Below are 19106 nucleotides of genomic sequence, written 5' to 3'. Positions count from 1 at the left end.
TTATGTCAAAGATTCACGCCGCAATCACGGCTGTAAATGGTTACGTTCCGGATTATATCCTTACTAACAAAGAATTGGAAACAATGGTCGACACCAACGACGAATGGATTGTTTCCAGAACGGGAATCAAAGAGCGTCGCATCTTAAAAGGTGAAGGCCTTGCTACTTCAGATCTTGCTGTACCTGCGGTGCAAGGTTTATTGAAAAAAAGAGGTATAGCTGCTACAGATATTGACCTTATTATCTTTTGTACAAGCACACCAGATATGCTGTTCCCTGCGACTGCAAATATTCTCGCCGATAAAATCGGAGCTACAAATGCATGGGGATTTGATCTTCAGGCTGCTTGTTCAGGTTTCTTGTTCGGTCTGAATACAGGAACACAATTTATCACTGCTGGTACACATAAAAAAGTCCTTGTTATCGGTGCAGATAAAATGTCTTCGGTCATCAATTATCAAGACCGTAATACCTGTATCCTATTTGGTGATGGTTGTGGTTGTGTATTGTTGGAACCAAATGAAGAAGGAATGGGTATACAAGATGCTATTTTAAAAACCGATGGTTCCGGAGGACAGTTTTTGAATATCAAAGGTGGAGGTTCTCTGAATCCGGCGTCGCATGCAACTGTAGATGCAGGATTACACTATGCGTATCAAGAAGGTCGTACAGTGTTTAAATTTGCAGTAACCAATATGGCTGATGTAGCACATGAGGTTATGGTCAAAAATAACTTAAAGTCAGAAGATATTGCTTGGTTGGTACCTCATCAGGCCAACAAGCGTATTATTGATGCAACGGCAGAACGTGTGGGTCTTCCGGAAGAAAAAGTGATGGTGAACATTCAAAAATATGGAAATACGACTAGTGGTACGATTCCTTTATGTTTATGGGAATGGGAATCTCAATTGAAAAAAGGGGATAATCTTATCCTTGCTGCTTTCGGCGGTGGTTTCACTTGGGGATCCATCTATTTAAAATGGGCGTATTAATTATCCATTTTATGGTATAATTTATTACTTTTGACAGTTAGAATTTTTTAGAAACAAACAAAACCTAGAATACTATGGGTATGGATATCAAACAAATTCAGGACTTGATTAAATTCGTTTCAAAATCAGGTGTGAATGAAGTCTCAATTGAAGAGCAAGATTTTAAAATTACAATAAAAACAAATCAAGAGCCTACGTACGTAACAGCTACAGTTCCTGCTGTTGCTCCAATTGCGGCACCTCAAGTTGCACAAGCAGCGGCACCAGCGCCTGTAGCTAGCCCTGCAGCACCAGCAGCAAACGCTGACGCAAACTTGATTACAATCAAATCACCAATGATCGGTACATTCTACCGTTCAGCTGGTCCCGGTAAACCATCTTTCATTAATATTGGTGATGATATCAATACCGGTTCTGTACTATGTATCGTTGAAGCAATGAAATTATTCAACGAAATTGAATCTGAAGTTTCAGGTAAAATCGTTAAGATTTTGGTAGAAGATGCTCAACCTGTTGAGTTCGACCAACCATTATTCTTAGTTGAGCCTAAGTAATTTACAATTGCGTAAATGAATACATGTAGCCTCCAAAGGGCTACATTTTTTGCAAACTTCATAATTCAAGACAATGTTCAAAAAAATATTAATTGCAAATAGAGGCGAGATTGCCCTGCGCATTATCCGTACCTGTCGTGAAATGGGTATCAAGAGTGTTGCAGTATATTCGACTGCTGATAGAGATAGTTTACACGTAAGATTTGCGGATGAAGCAGTTTGTATTGGTCCTCCACCGAGCAGAGACTCTTACTTAAACATTCCAAATATTATTTCTGCAGCTGAATTGACAAATGCAGATGCGATTCATCCAGGATACGGCTTCTTATCGGAAAACGCACGCTTTTCAGCAATCTGTGCAGAATATGGTATCAAATTTATTGGTGCTACTGCAGAACAGATTGAAAAAATGGGTGATAAATCCCGTGCTAAGGATACCATGAAAAAAGCTGGTGTTCCTACAGTTCCAGGATCGGATGGTTTGATCTCAAACGTAAAAGAAGGTATTACCTTAGCGAATGAAATCGGCTACCCTGTTATCATCAAAGCAACTGCCGGTGGTGGTGGTCGTGGTATGCGTATCATTTGGAAAGATGAAGAGTTCGAACCAGCTTGGGATTCTGCACGTGTTGAATCTGCTGCGGCTTTCGGTAACGATGGCATCTACCTTGAAAAATACGTAGAAGAGCCTCGTCACATCGAGTTCCAAATTGTGGGCGATCAGTTCGGTACCGTATGTCACTTATCGGAACGTGACTGTTCTATCCAACGCCGTCACCAAAAATTGATCGAGGAGTCTCCATCACCTTTTATGACTCCTGAATTGAGAGCTGAAATGGGTGAGGCTGCTGTCAAAGGTGCTAAAGCTGTAAACTATGAGGGTGCTGGTACAATCGAATTCTTGGTTGACAAACACCGCAACTTCTACTTTATGGAAATGAACACACGTATCCAAGTAGAACACCCAGTAACGGAAGAAGTAATCAACTTTGATTTGATCAAAGAACAAATTAAAGTAGCCGCAGGAATTCCGATCTCTGGTAAAAACTATGAACCAGAAATGCATGCGATTGAATGTCGTATCAATGCGGAAGACCCTTTCAACAATTTCCGTCCTTCACCAGGTAAAATCACCAACTTCCACTCACCAGGTGGACATGGTGTACGTGTAGATACACACGTTTACTCAGGTTATTCAATTCCACCGAACTATGATTCTATGATTGCTAAATTGATCACTGTTGCACAAACACGTGAGGAAGCAATTTGCACCATGGAACGTGCGTTAAGCGAATTCGTCATTGAAGGGATCAAAACAACCATTCCTTTACACTTGAGATTGATGCGTGACCCTAACTTTAGAGCCGGCAATTTCACGACAAAGTTTATGGAAACTTTCGACCTAACGGAATATCCAGCAGAAGATTAAATAAAATTATCTTTACATACATAAAAAATACCATTCTTTACAATAAGAATGGTATTTTTGTTTCCAAACAATTTTTATGAGTACACCTAATTCGAAAGATCTAATACAAGCTATTAAAGATAAAGGGAAAAATATAGAAGCAGAAATGTCCTTTTTTGATCACCTAGAGGTTTTAAGATGGCATCTGGTCCGTTCAGCAATTGCGATCTGTATCTTTGCAGGTATTGCTTTTACATTTTACGATTTCGTGTTCAACGATATCATCATGGGGCCAAAAAATCTAGACTTTTGGACCTACCGCATGATGTGCAAGGCAGCAGACGCTTTCAATTTAGCGGACTTCTGTGTGAAGAAAATCCCTTTTAATATCATCAATACCGAACTAGCAGGACAATTTATGCTTCAAATAAACTCCTGTTTATTGATGGCCTTGATGATGGGCTTCCCTTACCTCCTTTTCGAGATTTGGTTATTTGTAAAACCGGCATTGACCGACGTGGAGAGACGTTCTGCACGTGGCTTTGTATTTTACGCTTCCATATTGTTTATTTTAGGTGCACTTTTTGGATACTATATCGTTGTACCCCTATCCATCAACTTTCTGGCCAATGTATCCTTAAGTGATGAGATCGTCAATCAGATTACCATCGATAATTACCTCTCAACTATTTCAACATTAACATTAGGTTGTGGGATTGTTTTCCTACTCCCGATACTGGTATTTATTCTCTCGAAAATAGGCATTATGACCCCTGAGTTTATGCGGGCCAGCCGCCGTTATGCAACTGTAATTATTCTAGTGATAGCAGCTGTCATTACTCCTTCTGCGGATATCATCACCATGTTGACCGTTGCAGCACCAATGTTCTTATTATATGAGATAAGTATCATGGTTTCGGCCGATGTCAAAAGAAAAAAATTAGCACAAGAAAAATAAAATAACAATAAAATGAGCAGCGTAAAGAAAATTGCGATTGGAAGTGACCATGCCGGTTTTGAGTACAAGACAGCTTTGGTAAGCTTTCTAAATGAACTGGGATATGAAGTAACAGATTTTGGAACAAACTCTCCAGATTCGGTTGATTATCCAGATTTCGCACACCCAGTTGCATCAGCGGTAGAAAACAAAGCAGCTGATGCCGGAGTCTTAATTTGTGGAAGTGCAAATGGTGTTGCTATCACAGCTAATAAACACCAAAATATCCGTGCTGCTATCTGTTGGTTGGAGGAAATTTCGGCTTTAGCCCGTCAACATAACGATGCGAACGTTGTATGTATACCTGCACGTTTTATCGACCTTGACCTTGCTAAAAAGATCGTTAACACATTTATGAGCACCGAATTTGAAGGTGGCCGTCACGCTAATCGCGTAAACAAAATAGCTTGTAGCTGTTAATAAATTAACATATTTTAAGAAGCGGATGAAAAGTAAATGACACTTTTCATCCGCTTTTTTTTATATATTGTGCAGATACTGATCCCTGCTACATCAATCAAGGAGATGATACTCCGTTGATCGGGTCAATTAGAATTATAAAAATAAAGCGTTAAAAGTCGCACTAGCAAAAAATAAACAATGAAGAAGATATACAACTTGCTTTGGATCGCATGCTCGCTGATGAGCTGCGCAAAAGCACAGGACGTAAACAGTAAATACGCAGATGAAATCACAATAGAGTCAACGCAGAAGCATCTGCGCACTTTAGCTTCTGTCGATTTTGAAGGCCGAGGAACAGGCCAGAAAGGTGGGCGCCTGGCAGCAGAATATATCGCCAATGAATTCAAAAAATATGGTCTAAGTGCACCCGTCAATGGATCCTATTTCCAACCGCTGCAGTTAATCCGCAACAGTTTCAAGGTAAAGCAATTTAGCATTAACGATAGACCGTTCCAGCATGGTAAGGATATTTTTGTCATTGGAAATAATGAAAATAAGTTCTTCGAGAGTAACGAGATCGTCTTTATTGGTTATGGCATTGATGATCCTAAGTATTCGGATATTGCTGGCATGGATCTTCACAATAAGATTGTTATGCTGATCAATGAGAATGAACCAACAGATGAGAAAGGGAATTCATGGATTACCAACAAAAAGACAGCTTCCGACTGGGCGACGGCCAGAAATAAAAAAGTCAAAGAGGTCCTCAAATACAGTCCCAAAATGGTACTGGCGATCAATAGTCAGCTGTCCCAACTTTTAGAGGATGCTGGAGACCGTGCTACAGAAGGTCGCTATAATTTAGCTGTGGACCAACCGGCGCCAGAGAAGACTGCGATGATCCCTGTAGTCAACATTACAGATCATGCTGCTAATTATATTTTAAACCTCGCGAGAACTAACCTTGCCGCCGTTGTTTCAAAGATAAACCGTTCAGGTCAACCGAATTCCTTTATAATTCCAACAAATTTCAAAGCTGAGTTTGGCACCAATGCAGCTCCCTTAGCTGATCCAAATATTCTTGGCTACCTGGAAGGAACGGATAAAAAAGATGAAATCGTTGTGATTGGCGGTCATTATGACCACGATGGAATGGATTCAAAGGGAAATATCTTCTTTGGTGCCGATGACAATGCCTCTGGTACAACGGCTGTCCTTGAGTTGGCACGTGCTTTTTCAAAAGCAAAGTCAACTGGAAATGGCCCAAGACGCAGTATTTTGTTCATCACCTATGCTGCAGAAGAAAAAGGCTTACTAGGTTCCAAGTTCTATACGGAAAATCCAATATTCCCATTGAAAAATACCGTTGCATGCATTAATATTGATATGATCGGCCGCATCGACGACAAGCATCTCAAAGGCAATCACGATTACATCCATGCAATTGGTTCAGATAAATTGAGCTCGGAGTTATATCAGATCAATAAAAATGAGAATGAAAAGCATACGAAAATGGAGATTGACTATATGTATGACAATCCAAAGGATCCTATGCGCCTGTACTACCGCTCAGATCATTATAACTTTGCAAAGAAAGGGATACCGTCTGTGTTTTATTTTTCGGGGCTACATCCAGACTACCACACTCCTGCGGACACCTATGATAAAATCGACTTTCCATTAATGGTAAAACGTGAAAAGCTTGCATTTTACACAGCATGGCAAATAGCCAATCGGGAAAATCGCCTGGTGGTTGACAATAATAAAGAGTAAGGTCAAATTATCGCTTGTAAAAAGGATTACTTTATACTGTATAAAAAAGCAAGTAAATGATTGTTTACTTGCTTTTTTTATGCGGTAAAATGACCTATAGAATAAACTTTTTGTCCACAATTATTGTTATCTTTAATACAAAACAAGTATAATTTATGGCTTTTGTAGATTACTATAAAGTGCTTGGCATTGATAAAACGGCTTCAGCTGATGAGATCAAAAAAGCATATCGAAAACTAGCCCGTAAATATCACCCTGATGTCAACCCCAATGACAATGAGGCCAAACAGCGATTTCAGGAGATTAATGAGGCAAATGAAGTACTATCCGATCCCGAAAAGCGCAAAAAATATGACCAATATGGTGAACATTGGCAACATGGAGAGGAATATGAAAAAGCGCAACAACAATATCGCCAGTCCCAATCTACCGGAGGAAATCCATTCGGCGCTGGAGGAAATCCATTTGGTAGTGGTGGTTCCCATGAGTACACTGGAAACTTTGATGATGGGCAATTCTCGGATTTCTTCGAACAGATGTTTGGCAGTAGACGCGGGGGAGGCCGCCAAAGTACATTTCGTGGACAGGACTTTAATGCTGAACTCAGCTTAACCTTACAAGAGGCTTACACGACACATCAACAGACTTTTAATATCAATGGAAAAAGTATCCGCATCACGATTCATGCTGGAGTGGAGGACGGTCAAAAAATCAAATTGAAAGGTTACGGCAGTGAGGGCATCAACGGAGGTCCAAAAGGAGATCTCTATATCACTATCAACATCACACCTGATGCCCGTTTTAAACGTCAGGGGAATGACTTATACACGACACTTGATGTCGACCTCTATACAGCTATTCTAGGCGGCGAAGTGACCTTAGATACATTCGGCGGAAAAGTTAAACTGAAGATTAAAGCCGAAAGTCAAAATGGCGCAAAGATGCGACTTAAAGGAAAAGGATTCCCCTTGTATCGCAAAGAAGGTGAATTTGGCGATCTGTATGTCACATTGAATATCCAAATGCCCAATAATCTGTCTGCCGAAGAAAAGACATTGTTCCAACAGTTGAAGGATTTAAAACAATAATCTTATGGAAACTACACTCATTAAAGTCATCGACTTCTGCCAGTCCAGAAAGGTTGAAACAACATTTCTGCAATCCATGGAGGAATACGGACTCATACATATTGTCATTCAACAAGAAGAACAATATATTGATGAAGAGGAGCTCCAAAAATTAGAGCGTTTTTCAAATCTATACTATGACCTTGAAGTAAATCCTGCAGGAATTCAGGTTGCTAGCCACCTATTGGAAAAAGTTGAACAGCTCCAAAATGAAATTTTGCATCTAAAGAATAAATTAAAAGCCCTGGATTATTGATCCAAGGCTTTTAATTTATTCTTTAGAATTTGACATCCCGTTCTGTATTCACCTTGGTCTGCCAAACAATCTTATCTTGCAATGTGGTATACAGAATCTCGTAATCCCCTTTACAGGTCACAAAAGACCCATAAAAATCCCCGGGCTTCATCACGCGGTAAACAACAAGTTTCCGTTCTCCGTCAACCTCGCCATAGGCTTTCATTAACATATAGCCAGTTTTATTCACCTTTTCTTCAGGGATTTTATAATCCAAATGCGAACGGCTGCTACCATCATCTGGGCATAAAATCTCAGTCCTACTCGGTGTAAATTTATAGCGATCTCGATACATAGCGACATTAGACATCACAACATCTTTCGCCCATGCGATGTCGGTAAAATCCTCAGGGAGAAGAAAGATCAACGATACCATTTTCTCTTGCCAGAGACGACCATTAAATGGAATTACAAAATGAAGTAGTTTTTGTCCTTTAAAGGTTGTCGTCGTATAGAAATATCGTCCTTCTTTATTTTGCTCACGTTGAAAAGAACTTAAATCAAGCAGATGGTTTTTCTTTCCTTTTACATTTGGCGAATTGTTGACTACAGCAAGCATGTCATAACGATATTTCCCTTCCAAATGTCCAGAAAATAGCACCTGATAAGCGGTGTCCGAATACTGCAGGTGACGCAGGACTTTCCGAAACCTACGGTTAACCTGATGTGCATTAATTGGCCCCTCGCTACCTTGCCAATTTCTGCTTTCCATAATATCATCTCCTAGGAATACGGTAAGCTCTTTGTTGATATTAACAAAATATTCATCTCCTTCAACAGCAAATCCATTGGGGACCACTTGATAGGACTTACAGGACGACAGTATAGAACACAGCAACAGCGCAATAAACAGAAATAAGGTTCTTTCTTTTTTAAACATCCGGACGCTCTTCTACGATTTTAAATTCTGCATTTTTAATCCTTCCCAACGGTAAACATCATAAAAATTGCTATTCACCTTCATTACCCTTAATGTCAGCTCGTATTGATTTCTAACTGGGCTGCCATCGAGAATACCCGGTTTCCATTTCGCTCCGACCCGCAATAAGCGGATTAACTCATCCCCGGCCTTCGTATTGGGCGTACTGACTATTTTAAAATCATTGAGTTGACCATTTTTTTCGACCACAAATTGCACAACAACATTCCCGTCTTCACCCGTCGAATTTGGATTAAAATTCTTCATGACATAGTCACGTAATGCGGTCATCCCTCCAATAGGTTGCGATGTTACATCAACGCGAGTATAATTTTTCACATAACCACCATCAGGGGCAAATTTATAATAGAAGGCAGCTTTTGATTCAACTGGATTGCCATCCTCCAGCGCAGGCTCCCATTTTGACTGCGACAATAATTTGGTCGCTTGATCAATAAACCGTTTGTCAAGATCCGTCCTGATTTTTAAAGATTTTATTGTACCATCGGGATTAATAATGAAGTAACTTTCAATCACGGGATCGAGGTCTTGACCAGATATTTTCCGCGGCATTTTAAAATTCTGGGCAAACCAGCTACTCAAGCCATCTACACCAAGCTTAGGTGTCGCAACTGCTTTTTTTGCTTTGGTCGACTTGTCTTCTTCCTGAGTCAAGTTTAAACGGATAGGTAACATAAAGATTGTACGAACCGCTTTCCCTGCCTTTATCCCAGGCTTCCACTTACTGGCACTTTCCATTAGTTTCAGTGTAGCCTCCCGTGTACCATGGCCCAAATCTTTTCCGATTCTAAAATCCGATAGGCTTCCGTCCTTTTCTACAACAAATAAAACCTCAATAGTGCCCTTTACTTTATTTTCCAATGCTGCTTTCGGATAATCAAAATTGTTCCCAACCCACTCCATGAATGCTCTCATTCCGCCAACTGGCATAGCAAAAACTTCTGGATTCGAACAGATTGTATCGATACCAAGATTTATTTTATCTAGCTGGACCAACTCACCAGCATCACGGCTTGATATAACCTTATCCCCTGATTCAAATTGCGCAGGTATAGTTGGAGCATTCCATTTCGATTCAGCTACCTGATTTTCTGCCAATAACCTTTCAACGTCTGTGGGCACCTCTTTTACAACTGAAATTTCTACCTGATTAATCGAACTTTCCACATCGATAACAAGATCTTTTGCCCGACTCGTATTAAATACAAGGGTCGAAGCTCCTACCACCAAAAGCATAGGTAGAACGGTTACATATAAAAACTTATGTTTCCCTGTTGATTTATTCTTAAATAACATCATAATTCTCTTCTTTAAAAACGAATGATTAGAAAACTCATGTGCCAGTGACAGATGGTCTGCTTGTAGCGCATGGGCGACCAGCATTTCCGCATAAGCCACCTTGTCTGTCGAACAGATTTCGTCGGCAATACATTCATGCTGAAACTTTAACTCTTTTTGAAAGAAATATAAAATCGGATTAAACCAGTTGAAAATTTTCAACAGCTCCATCAAAAGCAAATCGTATGAGTGACCCTGATCGACATGAACGCGCTCATGATGTTCGATACTTCCCCTGTCTCTGATAGACCCGCCAATGACGATTTTATTGAAAAATGAAAAACTTAGATAATGATGTTCATGGCGCAATGCGCGAAGCAGCTGTATGACCCGAAATAGCAGCGATGCACTGGCTACCCCAACCCCTATCCAATACACATAGGTCAAGATATCAATCAAGTAAATAGGCTGTTCCTTTGGACTGCTGATAGCGATATCCATATACCCACTCAGATCCACCACTGGTATTGAATATGCGTTCACCTGGGCTTTCGGCAATTCAATAAAAATCCCGATTGGTGCCAAAAGCGAGAATAATATCATTCCGATCAGATAGACACGGTTCCATTGGAAAAAAGTGAGTTTACGAAATATCAACCTATAGAGCGCAAGGCTGATAATCAATGAAACATTGACAATCAATAAGTAAATCATAATCAAAAGTTTATAAGAGGTGGTTGCTGTTATTTATTTTGTTGGATAATCGAAAGAATATCATCTAATTCTTTGACATCCAACCTGTTCTCTTCCAGAAAATAAGAAAGCATACTTTTGGGAGAATTATCAAAATAATTATTCAACAACTTACTAGTGATTCCTTTTTTATATTCCTCTTTTGAAATCCTTGGTAAATACTGATGGCTTTTACCAAAAGACTCATGCGACACAAAACCCTTGGTTTCGAGAATACGCACTATCGTTGAAACTGTATTGTAAGCAGGTTTCGGTTCGGGTAGTCGGTCAATGATATCTTTGACAAATCCACGCCCCATCTCCCAAAGCTCATGCATAATTTGTTCTTCTGCTTTAGTCAATTCTTTAAAATCTTCCATAACTCCTTAATAATTAACAGTACTGTTGTAATCGATTACAATACAAGTATATAACTAAAGAAATAGTTTTACAACTATTTCTTTAGTTATATACACAAACAACTGATTATTAATTAAATAAAATTTAATTACGCTATATTTTATAACGAATTAGTCTTCAAAATCCCGTTTTCGAGAAGCTTTCAATTGAGACTGCTGTTTCTTTCGGTCCAACCTTTTTAGGATGCTTGAATACGGGACTTTTGTTTTTTTCCGTGGTTTTGCAGGCACAAGTGCAGCTTCCAATATCCGTTTAAAGCGATCGATAACGATTTCTCTATTACGAAGCTGCGAACGGTCGATATCACATTCCAATTGCAGTATTCCTTCTTTATTTATACGGCTTGTCAGCAAGGTGAGAATTATCGCTTTTTCTTCTACGGAAACAGCTGTTGAAAGATTAACATCCCACTGTAACAATACTTTGGATGACACCTTGTTCACATGCTGTCCGCCTGCTCCGCCCGATCTCGAGAACTTAAATGTAAGTTCCCCCACTACTCCTTCTAAATTCATTTATTTTTAAATGCTTCTTCTATTTTTTCCATCTTTTTTAATAGAAAGCTCAATTTTTCCACTTGATCCCGCTGTACTTCGACAAGTTCCTGCTCTTTGCGGATAATGAGGTGATCTATTTTTTCGTGCAATTCCCTGATTTCGAGTTCAGCCTTTAGGTTCACCATATAATCATTTCTTGCTCGTTCACGATCCTTATCTTCCTGCCTGTTTTGACTCATCATAATAACTGGTGCTTGCAAAGCCGCCACGCAGGACAAAATCAGGTTAAGTAAAATAAAAGGATAAGGATCAAAACCTTTGTTATTTAACCAGTAGATATTAACAGCAATCCAAACGACCAAGAACAGGATAAAGGATATAATAAAGGTCCAGCTTCCCCCAAACTCAGCCACTTTATCGGCCACTCGATCCCCTACGCTGATCGGATCTTTGTTATCCCCATCCAAACTTGCACTGATTACTTTATTTTCCTTAAAGCTATCGATTACCTGCTGGTCCAATTGACTTAATTGTCCCGATTCATCTTTCAAAAATTCAGCAATATAAGCTTCCTTAAATTGTGTCAACTCGGATGCAGCGACGTATTTGTCCTTACTAAAACTCGGATATTCCTTTTTTATGAGTCTAAAAATGGGCTGGCGAATTGAAGCCCCCAAAACACGTTGCTCCAAAGGAAATTGCTGTCCTGAAACATCACTTGTAAAGTTATCCATATACCGATTAAATGTCTATTTAAAGATAGTGCTTTTTAACCAATCAAAAAATTCACAAAACTATGGCAATTGGTTTTTGTTATTTTACGCATAAATAGTCGAAATTTGCAACACAAAATTCAAGAATAAATTCGCTCAATATTTCATTTCAACATGAAATATTTGAAAAAAGACAATTGTTGGATAAAAGGATTTCGTGTATGACACATGCACATACAGAATTGTATGCGATATGCATTACATACCTTTGACAGCAGCAATCGCAATACTAACATTTGGTCCCTCTGCGGAACCTTTAAACAGATTAAAAAATTAAATAGCAAGTATAACGGAATACCGTTAGAATATACACTCAGACATAAATACGCAAATGAAAATAGGAATTGTTTGTTATCCCACCTTTGGTGGAAGTGGTGTAGTTGCAACCGAACTAGGGAAGGCTTTGGCCGCTAATGGACATGAGATCCATTTTATCACCTATCGGCAACCCGCACGTCTGGATTTCTTTTCTGAAAATCTATACTACCATGAGGTAGCTGTTTCGCAATATCCCCTTTTTGACTTTCTACCCTATGAATCTGCATTAGCCAGCAAACTGGTTGATGTGGTTCGTTTCGAAAAGTTGGATTTGATCCATGTCCATTATGCCATTCCGCATGCATCGGCGGCATTTATGGCAAAACAGATCTTACTCACTACGTATGGCATTAATATTCCCGTAGTGACAACTTTACACGGTACAGATATTACACTGGTTGGCAAAGACAAGAGTTTTAGTCCTGTCGTAACATTCTCCATCAATCAATCCGATGGTGTAACCGCTGTATCACAGAATCTGAAAGATCAGACGCTTCAATATTTTGATATTACACGCGATATCAAAGTGATTCCAAATTTTATTGATCTGGACAGATTTAGCAATAAAGATCGGTCACATTTCAAAAAAGCAATTGCACCCGGCAATGAACGTATATTGGTTCATACTTCCAACTTTAGAAAAGTCAAAAATACAGAAGATGTCATCCGTATTTTTAAGAAAGTACATGATGTTATCCCGTCCAAATTATTAATGGTAGGTGACGGTCCTGAGCGTCGAAATGCAGAGGAACTTTCCAGAGAACTTGATGTATGCAAAGATGTCCGTTTCTTAGGGAAGCAGGACGCAGTGGAAGAAATATTGTCTGTATCAGATCTTTTCCTGATGCCTTCAAGTTCAGAAAGTTTCGGTCTTGCGGCTTTAGAGGCCATGGCTTGTCAAGTTCCAGTCATCTCTTCCAATACCGGAGGTTTACCTGAACTGAATGAAAACGGCGTCACTGGATTTCTCAGTGCTGTGGGGGATGTTGAAGATATGGCGAAAAATGCGATTTATATCTTGGAAGATGGAGAGCGCTTAGAAAAATTTAAAGAAGCGGCATTAAACCATGCAAAAAAATTCCAATTGTCCAATATCATGCCGCTATATGAGCATTATTACCATGAAGTCATTAATCAAACAATAAAAGCACAATAAATATCACTTTAAGGCTTAAGGGATAAAAAAAATATTTTATCTTTGACCTTTGGAAAATTTCCAAAAAAACAATTATGAAATACAAACGTATCTTATTAAAACTTAGCGGTGAATCCTTAATGGGTGACCAAAGCTATGGTATCGATATTAACCGTGTATCACAATACGCTAATGATATCAAAGAAATTCACGATCAAGGTTTAGAAATTGCAATTGTTATCGGTGGCGGTAATATCTACCGTGGTCTAAGCGCTGAAAAATCAGGCATGGACCGTGTTCAAGCAGACTATATGGGCATGCTTGCCACAGTCATCAACAGCATGGCACTTCAAGATGCGCTTGAGAAAGTTGGGAAAAAGACACGTTTGCTTACTGCGATCAAAATGGAGCAAATCTGCGAACCATTTATTCGTAGAAGAGCCGTACGCCATTTGGAAAAAGGCCGTATTGTTATTTTCGGAGCAGGTACAGGAAACCCATATTTCACAACGGATACTGCCGCATCATTACGTGCCATCGAAATCAACGCCGATGCTGTATTGAAAGGAACACGTGTGGACGGTATCTATACAGCAGATCCTGAAAAAGATCCAAGTGCAACAAAATTTGAAGAAATCTCATTCACTGAGGTTTATGAAAAAGGGTTAAACGTAATGGATATGACAGCCTTTACCCTTTGTCAAGAAAACAAATTACCGATCATCGTATTTGACATGAACAAACCTGGCAATTTATTGAAACTTGCAAACGGTGAGCATGTAGGAACAGTGGTTAAATAATTTAAATCTGTAAAAAACGTAATCTTATATGAACGAACTAATTTCAATTGAATTGGACGATTGTAAAGACAAGATGTCCAAAGCAGTTGCTCACACCGAATCCGAATTAACTAAAATTCGTGCCGGTAAAGCTTCTCCATCTATGTTAGATGGAATTTCAGTAGACTATTATGGCAGCGCCACTCCACTTTCACAAGTGGCCAACATCAATACAACTGATGCACGGACTATTGTTATCCAACCTTGGGAAAAATCGCTCATCAACGCAATTGAAAAAGCTATCACAGACGCTAACCTAGGAATCAACCCACAGAATGACGGTATCGTTATTCGTCTGAATATTCCTCCTTTAACAGAAGAAAGAAGACGTGATTTGGTTAAGAAAGTAAAAGAAGAAACTGAAAGAGGCCGTATCGGTGTCCGTAATATCCGTAAAGATGTCAACGAATCTATCAAAAAATTGAAAAATGATGGCGCTTCAGAAGATGAAATCAAAACTGCTGAAGGTGAAGTTCAAAAATTAACAGATGCATTCATTGTAAAAGTTGATAAATTGGCTGAACTAAAAGAAAAAGATATCATGACTGTTTAAGTTTTCCTACTTGAATAGATAAAAGGTCTGAAAAATATTCAGACCTTTTTTATTGTTATGGTGACCTCCTCCCCCAAACGGACTCTTTCCGACCTATAATATATTAGCTTTCCAAAGATTTTATAGTTTATAAAATCCCCACACTCTTCAAAAATATTCCTTGTTACACCATTGATTTCTGAACAAATAATTGTACATTGTACACTAACAAGTAATCAATTATATGATGAACAATTCTCGTCGTCAATTTTTAAAGCAAGCTGGAATAGGTCTTTCGGCAGCTTATCTGGTTCCCAACTTTATATCTTGTCAAAATAAAGCAGGTGCAATCAGCGACAATCCATTACAGAATATAGGCGTACAGCTTTATTCGATTCGCGATTTAATGGATAAAGATCCAAAAGGATCCTTGGAACAAATTGCCAAAATTGGGTATAAACATGTTGAGCTCTATGGGATAGACGCCACAGCCAAACAGTTCTGGAAATTACCCTACAAAGAGTTGAAGAAAATATTGGATGATAACGGCCTAAAAACACATTCAGGCCATTACGATATGTCCAAATACCTCAGTAAAGCGCATACCGACAAAGAAGACCTGGCGGTTTATTTTGATGCGGCAAAAGAACTTGGCCAAGAATATGTAATTGCTCCTGTAACACCGATGTTTGATCTTAATGCATTGAAAAAAGATGATTATCTCTATGCTGCCGAGCAATTGAATAAGGCTGGTGAACAGGCTAAAAAATTAGGTCTAAAAGTTGCTTATCACAACCATTTCTGGGAATTTAGAGATCTAGGTAACAATACTAGTGGTGAAGAGGTGATGCTTGCATTTACAGAGCCCGATCTAGTTGATTTTGAACTAGATCTATTCTGGGCAGAGAAAGCGGGTAAAAATCCGATAGCTTTATTTGAAAAATTCCCCAACCGTTTTAAACTTTGGCATGTCAAAGATATGGATAAAACAAAATCCAATCCTATTGAATGGCCTAAAGAGGGGAAATTGCCCATTGAGCAGATCTTCAATGATATCAAGTATACCGAAGTGGGGACCGGAAGCATCAACTTCCCTGAAATCGTCAAGGAGAAGAATAAAGCAGGACTCAAATATGCTTTTGTTGAGCAGGATAATATCTATATGCCCAATAAGATGGAAAGTCTTAAAAAGAGTTACGATTATGTCCAGGCAAATCTTACAAAATAAAAAAAGGGAGCAATGCTCCCTTTTTTTATTTTGTAAGATTGCCAGTTTAGAATTCGGTATCTTCTACCTCTACTGCTGTCTCGATTACTTTTCTCGCCAACTCTTCTTTAAATTCGATGATATTCTTGCTGATTGTTTCATCATGTGTACCAAGAATCTGAGCAGCCAATATACCCGCATTCTTCGCCGCATTTAACGCGACAGTTGCTACTGGGATACCATTGGGCATCTGAAGAATAGAAAGTACAGAGTCCCATCCATCAATGGAATTTGATGATTTTACAGGCACGCCTATTACAGGTAAATGTGTAATAGAAGCGACCATTCCAGGCAAATGCGCTGCACCACCGGCTCCAGCAATAATAACTTTCAAACCACGAAATGCTGCATTTTTGGCATAATCAAACATACGTTGTGGTGTACGATGTGCAGAGACGATCGTTACCTCAAATTCCACCCCAAGGGCTTTGAGCACATCTATCGCATCCTGCATAACAGGAAGGTCTGATTTGCTTCCCATGATAATGCCTACCTGGGCCTTATTATTGACTGACATAGTATTGTTTAAGCTTTAACTTTTAATATTTCTTGTACTTTTCTTGCATTGGAGATTGCTTTCTCCCGATCATCATTGATGATACAGACATGGCCCATCTTGCGGAATGGTTTTGTATATTTTTTCCCATATAAATGGATATATACGCCTTCCATCGCCAGCACCTCTTCTACGCCCTCGTATTTAGCCAGTCCTTCATAGCCAGCTTCTCCTAGGAGATTGATCATGACGGCATTAGCCCTGCATCGGGTATCCCCCAAAGGCAGATTAAATATCGCTCTCAGATGCTGTGCAAATTGCGACACGTAGTTTCCTTCAATCGTTTGATGACCGCTATTATGTGGACGCGGAGCCAATTCATTGACTAAGATATCGCCATTTTTTGTCAGGAACATTTCTACGGCCAATATACCGACAATCTGTAGGTCATCAGCGATTTTTTTTGCAATTGCCTCTGCGCGCTGTTGAATCTCTACACCATACAAGGACGGAGCAATCAAAAATTCCACCAAGTTGACCTGAGGATTGAATTCCATCTCTACCATTGGAAATGTAGACACTTCACCTTTATCATTTCGAGCGACAATGACTGCAATTTCCTTTTCAAAATCTATCCATTCTTCAATTAAGCTAGGCTCTTCGAAAGCATCCTGGATATCCTGTTGCGTTACAATTTTCTTTACCCCTTTTCCATCATATCCATCCTTGCGCAATTTCTGAATATAGGGTAAGTTTAAAGAAGCGTTAATTAAATTATCTTTATTGGATATCAATTGAAATGCCGAAGTTGGTATGTCATTTTGCTTAAAAAACTGCTTTTGTAGGCCTTTATCTTGAATCAGACGAATGATACGTGATTGTGGGTATACAATAACCCCCTCTCCTTCCAGCTTCTCCAAAGCATCTACATTCACTTTCTCAATTTCGATCGTGATCATGTCCAAGTCCTTACCGAAATTATAGACCGTTTCAAAATCACCCAATGAACCACATTCAAATCTATTGCACAATTTACGACAAGGAGCATTCTTATCCGGGTCCAATACATGAACATTTACATTGTAATTAATGGCTTCCTGGATTAGCATTCTTCCCAGTTGACCACCGCCAAGAATACCTAATTGTAGTTCACCATAAAAATCTTTTGCCATAATTGATTTAAAATCTTATAAAATTTATCTTTTAAGCTTTTTCCTTGAACAATTGTTCACCTAATAAGCTTTCTTTATCTATCTTTTTTTGCAATTCAATAAAAGCACCGATCAGTGCTTCGGGACGTGGTGGGCATCCCTGGACATAAACATCCACAGGGATAATGCGATCTACCCCTTTGACCACATGATAACCATGCTGCCAATATGGACCACCACAGTTGGAGCAAGAGCCCATCGAAATAACATATTTAGGGTCGGGCATCTGTTCATATAGTTTCTTGATACGATCGGCCATCTTAAAGGTAACTGTTCCAGCAATAATGATCACATCGGATTGCCTTGGTGAAGGTCTTGGAAATACTCCCATTCGATCCAAATCATAGGTTGAAGCCATTGCTCCCATCATTTCGATGGCACAGCAGGCGATACCAAAGCTCATAGGCCACATCGAAGATAATCTCGCCCAGTTAAGCAAATCATCCAACTTAGCGACAACAACACCATTATTCTGCAATTGACTCTCTAAACTCATGCTTAATCAGGTTTTTTAAATCTTGGTTTAAAAGCTGGCTTTGGTGTAGCAACAGCTTCTTCCGCCGTTTTTTCTACGATGGATGCTTCTACAGCATTGCCCTTATAATCGCGTACCTGATAAGTCCTGCTATTCAAGGCTGCGTAAGCATGATCAGGAATACGCACGGGAACTTTAGGCAATGATACATTTGGTTTTACCCATTCCAGATCCCCTTTTTTCCATACAAATATCAATCCCAGAATTAAAATACCAATGAACATGGCCATTTCAATCATGGTAAACCATCCCCATCTTCCATCTGCCGCAATATATTCCGACTGCCCAAATACGGTAGCCCATGGAAAAATAAAAATAAGCTCGACATCAAAAAGTAAAAATACCAGAGCGATTACATAAAACCGTGGATTAAACTGAACCCAAGAAGAACCGATGGGATCCTCTCCACATTCATAGGTACCAGATTTAATGGGATTATTCTTTTTCGGAGAGATTAAACGTGCTAGAAAAATGGTCGCACAGACTAACAGCGCCCCTATCAGAAGAATGATAAGGATTTTGCCGTATTCCGATAATTGCGCGGGGTCATCCATAATGACTACAAATTTAACAAATATTTCGTTT

21 protein-coding genes are annotated in these 19106 nt (G+C 39.3%); 12 read left to right on the top strand and 9 right to left on the bottom strand.

Annotated elements, in window-relative coordinates:
* Positions 1–2: 2 nt before the first annotated feature.
* The 8 genes from AB1Z56_RS25255 (at position 3) to AB1Z56_RS25220 (ending at position 7509) form a co-directional block, all read left to right on the top strand.
* Positions 3–992, top strand: a complete 990-nt coding sequence (locus tag AB1Z56_RS25255) for a beta-ketoacyl-ACP synthase III (RefSeq protein WP_046672271.1) — start codon at positions 3–5, stop codon at positions 990–992.
* A gap of 74 nt (positions 993–1066) precedes the next feature.
* The gene (accB, locus tag AB1Z56_RS25250) at positions 1067–1546 is read left to right on the top strand and encodes an acetyl-CoA carboxylase biotin carboxyl carrier protein (protein ID WP_309364379.1); all 480 of its coding nucleotides are present in this window, start codon (positions 1067–1069) and stop codon (positions 1544–1546) included.
* 73 nt (positions 1547–1619) lie between these two features.
* Positions 1620–2975 carry an acetyl-CoA carboxylase biotin carboxylase subunit gene (gene accC, locus AB1Z56_RS25245; protein WP_309364380.1) on the top strand — a complete coding sequence of 452 codons (1356 nt, stop codon included), beginning with the start codon at positions 1620–1622 and terminating at the stop codon, positions 2973–2975.
* A gap of 76 nt (positions 2976–3051) precedes the next feature.
* Positions 3052–3912, top strand: a complete 861-nt coding sequence (tatC, locus tag AB1Z56_RS25240; RefSeq protein WP_309364382.1) for a twin-arginine translocase subunit TatC — start codon at positions 3052–3054, stop codon at positions 3910–3912.
* A 12-nt stretch (positions 3913–3924) separates the two neighbouring features.
* Positions 3925–4371 (top strand): ribose 5-phosphate isomerase B, encoded by a 447-nt coding sequence (gene rpiB / locus AB1Z56_RS25235; protein ID WP_309364384.1) that lies wholly within the window; start codon positions 3925–3927, stop codon positions 4369–4371.
* A 180-nt stretch (positions 4372–4551) separates the two neighbouring features.
* Positions 4552–6126: a M28 family peptidase gene (locus AB1Z56_RS25230; RefSeq protein ID WP_426790450.1), complete on the top strand. Its 1575-nt coding sequence runs from the start codon at positions 4552–4554 to the stop codon at positions 6124–6126.
* Positions 6127–6281: 155 nt separating this feature from the next.
* Positions 6282–7214 (top strand): J domain-containing protein, encoded by a 933-nt coding sequence (locus AB1Z56_RS25225; RefSeq protein ID WP_309364388.1) that lies wholly within the window; start codon positions 6282–6284, stop codon positions 7212–7214.
* Positions 7215–7218: 4 nt separating this feature from the next.
* Positions 7219–7509, top strand: a complete 291-nt coding sequence (locus tag AB1Z56_RS25220) for a chaperone modulator CbpM (protein WP_088160304.1) — start codon at positions 7219–7221, stop codon at positions 7507–7509.
* 22 nt (positions 7510–7531) lie between these two features.
* Here AB1Z56_RS25220 and AB1Z56_RS25215 read toward each other — a convergent pair whose 3' ends face one another.
* The 5 genes from AB1Z56_RS25215 to AB1Z56_RS25195 form a co-directional block, all read right to left on the bottom strand.
* Complete coding sequence (locus tag AB1Z56_RS25215; RefSeq protein WP_426790449.1) at positions 7532–8428, bottom strand: hypothetical protein; 897 nt, start codon at positions 8426–8428, stop codon at positions 7532–7534.
* Positions 8429–8440: 12 nt separating this feature from the next.
* Positions 8441–10480 (bottom strand): energy transducer TonB, encoded by a 2040-nt coding sequence (locus tag AB1Z56_RS25210; RefSeq protein ID WP_309364393.1) that lies wholly within the window; start codon positions 10478–10480, stop codon positions 8441–8443.
* A gap of 29 nt (positions 10481–10509) precedes the next feature.
* Positions 10510–10878, bottom strand: a complete 369-nt coding sequence (locus AB1Z56_RS25205; RefSeq protein WP_309364394.1) for a BlaI/MecI/CopY family transcriptional regulator — start codon at positions 10876–10878, stop codon at positions 10510–10512.
* 150 nt (positions 10879–11028) lie between these two features.
* Positions 11029–11433, bottom strand: a complete 405-nt coding sequence (gene arfB / locus AB1Z56_RS25200; protein ID WP_309364396.1) for an alternative ribosome rescue aminoacyl-tRNA hydrolase ArfB — start codon at positions 11431–11433, stop codon at positions 11029–11031.
* The gene (locus AB1Z56_RS25195) at positions 11430–12149 is read right to left on the bottom strand and encodes a DUF1003 domain-containing protein (RefSeq protein WP_309364398.1); all 720 of its coding nucleotides are present in this window, start codon (positions 12147–12149) and stop codon (positions 11430–11432) included. The genes arfB and AB1Z56_RS25195 overlap by 4 nt, the downstream gene beginning before the upstream one ends.
* Positions 12150–12519: 370 nt before the next feature.
* Between AB1Z56_RS25195 and bshA the strand changes: the two genes are divergently transcribed.
* The 4 genes from bshA (at position 12520) to AB1Z56_RS25175 (ending at position 16240) form a co-directional block, all read left to right on the top strand.
* A complete protein-coding gene (bshA, locus tag AB1Z56_RS25190; RefSeq protein WP_309364400.1) occupies positions 12520–13662 on the top strand; it encodes an N-acetyl-alpha-D-glucosaminyl L-malate synthase BshA in 1143 nt (380 codons plus the stop codon).
* Between the two features lie 74 nt (positions 13663–13736).
* Positions 13737–14441: a UMP kinase gene (pyrH, locus tag AB1Z56_RS25185; protein WP_075991132.1), complete on the top strand. Its 705-nt coding sequence runs from the start codon at positions 13737–13739 to the stop codon at positions 14439–14441.
* A 28-nt stretch (positions 14442–14469) separates the two neighbouring features.
* Positions 14470–15033, top strand: a complete 564-nt coding sequence (gene frr, locus AB1Z56_RS25180; RefSeq protein ID WP_070566206.1) for a ribosome recycling factor — start codon at positions 14470–14472, stop codon at positions 15031–15033.
* Positions 15034–15256: 223 nt separating this feature from the next.
* On the top strand, positions 15257–16240 hold the full coding sequence (locus AB1Z56_RS25175) for a sugar phosphate isomerase/epimerase family protein (protein ID WP_309364403.1): 984 nt from the start codon (positions 15257–15259) through the stop codon (positions 16238–16240).
* Positions 16241–16286: 46 nt separating this feature from the next.
* On the opposite strand, the gene purE is transcribed toward AB1Z56_RS25175, so the two are convergent.
* From purE to AB1Z56_RS25155, 4 genes are read right to left on the bottom strand one after another with little or no spacing between them, the layout of a single operon-like run.
* Positions 16287–16796: a 5-(carboxyamino)imidazole ribonucleotide mutase gene (gene purE, locus AB1Z56_RS25170; RefSeq protein WP_088160297.1), complete on the bottom strand. Its 510-nt coding sequence runs from the start codon at positions 16794–16796 to the stop codon at positions 16287–16289.
* An 8-nt stretch (positions 16797–16804) separates the two neighbouring features.
* Positions 16805–17947 (bottom strand): 5-(carboxyamino)imidazole ribonucleotide synthase, encoded by a 1143-nt coding sequence (locus AB1Z56_RS25165; RefSeq protein WP_309364405.1) that lies wholly within the window; start codon positions 17945–17947, stop codon positions 16805–16807.
* 31 nt (positions 17948–17978) lie between these two features.
* Positions 17979–18482: an NADH-quinone oxidoreductase subunit B family protein gene (locus AB1Z56_RS25160; protein ID WP_343556728.1), complete on the bottom strand. Its 504-nt coding sequence runs from the start codon at positions 18480–18482 to the stop codon at positions 17979–17981.
* A 2-nt stretch (positions 18483–18484) separates the two neighbouring features.
* Positions 18485–19075: an NADH-quinone oxidoreductase subunit A gene (locus AB1Z56_RS25155; RefSeq protein ID WP_309364407.1), complete on the bottom strand. Its 591-nt coding sequence runs from the start codon at positions 19073–19075 to the stop codon at positions 18485–18487.
* Positions 19076–19106 lie beyond the last annotated feature (31 nt).

This window comes from Sphingobacterium sp. WOUb80, from assembly GCF_050058145.1.
Taxonomy (GTDB): domain Bacteria; phylum Bacteroidota; class Bacteroidia; order Sphingobacteriales; family Sphingobacteriaceae; genus Sphingobacterium.
This window is presented reverse-complemented; position numbering and strand designations above follow the sequence as displayed.

What these genes read in the sequence shown, in the direction of transcription:
- AB1Z56_RS25255 (WP_046672271.1), top strand. Translation starts at nt 3, where the DNA reads ATGTCAAAGATTCACGCCGCAATCACGGCTGTAAATGGTTACGTTCCG.
- accB (WP_309364379.1), top strand. Translation starts at nt 1,067, where the DNA reads ATGGGTATGGATATCAAACAAATTCAGGACTTGATTAAATTCGTTTCA.
- accC (WP_309364380.1), top strand. Translation starts at nt 1,620, where the DNA reads ATGTTCAAAAAAATATTAATTGCAAATAGAGGCGAGATTGCCCTGCGC.
- tatC (WP_309364382.1), top strand. Translation starts at nt 3,052, where the DNA reads ATGAGTACACCTAATTCGAAAGATCTAATACAAGCTATTAAAGATAAA.
- rpiB (WP_309364384.1), top strand. Translation starts at nt 3,925, where the DNA reads ATGAGCAGCGTAAAGAAAATTGCGATTGGAAGTGACCATGCCGGTTTT.
- AB1Z56_RS25230 (WP_426790450.1), top strand. Translation starts at nt 4,552, where the DNA reads ATGAAGAAGATATACAACTTGCTTTGGATCGCATGCTCGCTGATGAGC.
- AB1Z56_RS25225 (WP_309364388.1), top strand. Translation starts at nt 6,282, where the DNA reads ATGGCTTTTGTAGATTACTATAAAGTGCTTGGCATTGATAAAACGGCT.
- AB1Z56_RS25220 (WP_088160304.1), top strand. Translation starts at nt 7,219, where the DNA reads ATGGAAACTACACTCATTAAAGTCATCGACTTCTGCCAGTCCAGAAAG.
- AB1Z56_RS25215 (WP_426790449.1), bottom strand. Translation starts at nt 8,428, where the DNA reads ATGTTTAAAAAAGAAAGAACCTTATTTCTGTTTATTGCGCTGTTGCTG.
- AB1Z56_RS25210 (WP_309364393.1), bottom strand. Translation starts at nt 10,480, where the DNA reads ATGATTTACTTATTGATTGTCAATGTTTCATTGATTATCAGCCTTGCG.
- AB1Z56_RS25205 (WP_309364394.1), bottom strand. Translation starts at nt 10,878, where the DNA reads ATGGAAGATTTTAAAGAATTGACTAAAGCAGAAGAACAAATTATGCAT.
- arfB (WP_309364396.1), bottom strand. Translation starts at nt 11,433, where the DNA reads ATGAATTTAGAAGGAGTAGTGGGGGAACTTACATTTAAGTTCTCGAGA.
- AB1Z56_RS25195 (WP_309364398.1), bottom strand. Translation starts at nt 12,149, where the DNA reads ATGGATAACTTTACAAGTGATGTTTCAGGACAGCAATTTCCTTTGGAG.
- bshA (WP_309364400.1), top strand. Translation starts at nt 12,520, where the DNA reads ATGAAAATAGGAATTGTTTGTTATCCCACCTTTGGTGGAAGTGGTGTA.
- pyrH (WP_075991132.1), top strand. Translation starts at nt 13,737, where the DNA reads ATGAAATACAAACGTATCTTATTAAAACTTAGCGGTGAATCCTTAATG.
- frr (WP_070566206.1), top strand. Translation starts at nt 14,470, where the DNA reads ATGAACGAACTAATTTCAATTGAATTGGACGATTGTAAAGACAAGATG.
- AB1Z56_RS25175 (WP_309364403.1), top strand. Translation starts at nt 15,257, where the DNA reads ATGATGAACAATTCTCGTCGTCAATTTTTAAAGCAAGCTGGAATAGGT.
- purE (WP_088160297.1), bottom strand. Translation starts at nt 16,796, where the DNA reads ATGTCAGTCAATAATAAGGCCCAGGTAGGCATTATCATGGGAAGCAAA.
- AB1Z56_RS25165 (WP_309364405.1), bottom strand. Translation starts at nt 17,947, where the DNA reads ATGGCAAAAGATTTTTATGGTGAACTACAATTAGGTATTCTTGGCGGT.
- AB1Z56_RS25160 (WP_343556728.1), bottom strand. Translation starts at nt 18,482, where the DNA reads ATGAGTTTAGAGAGTCAATTGCAGAATAATGGTGTTGTTGTCGCTAAG.
- AB1Z56_RS25155 (WP_309364407.1), bottom strand. Translation starts at nt 19,075, where the DNA reads ATGGATGACCCCGCGCAATTATCGGAATACGGCAAAATCCTTATCATT.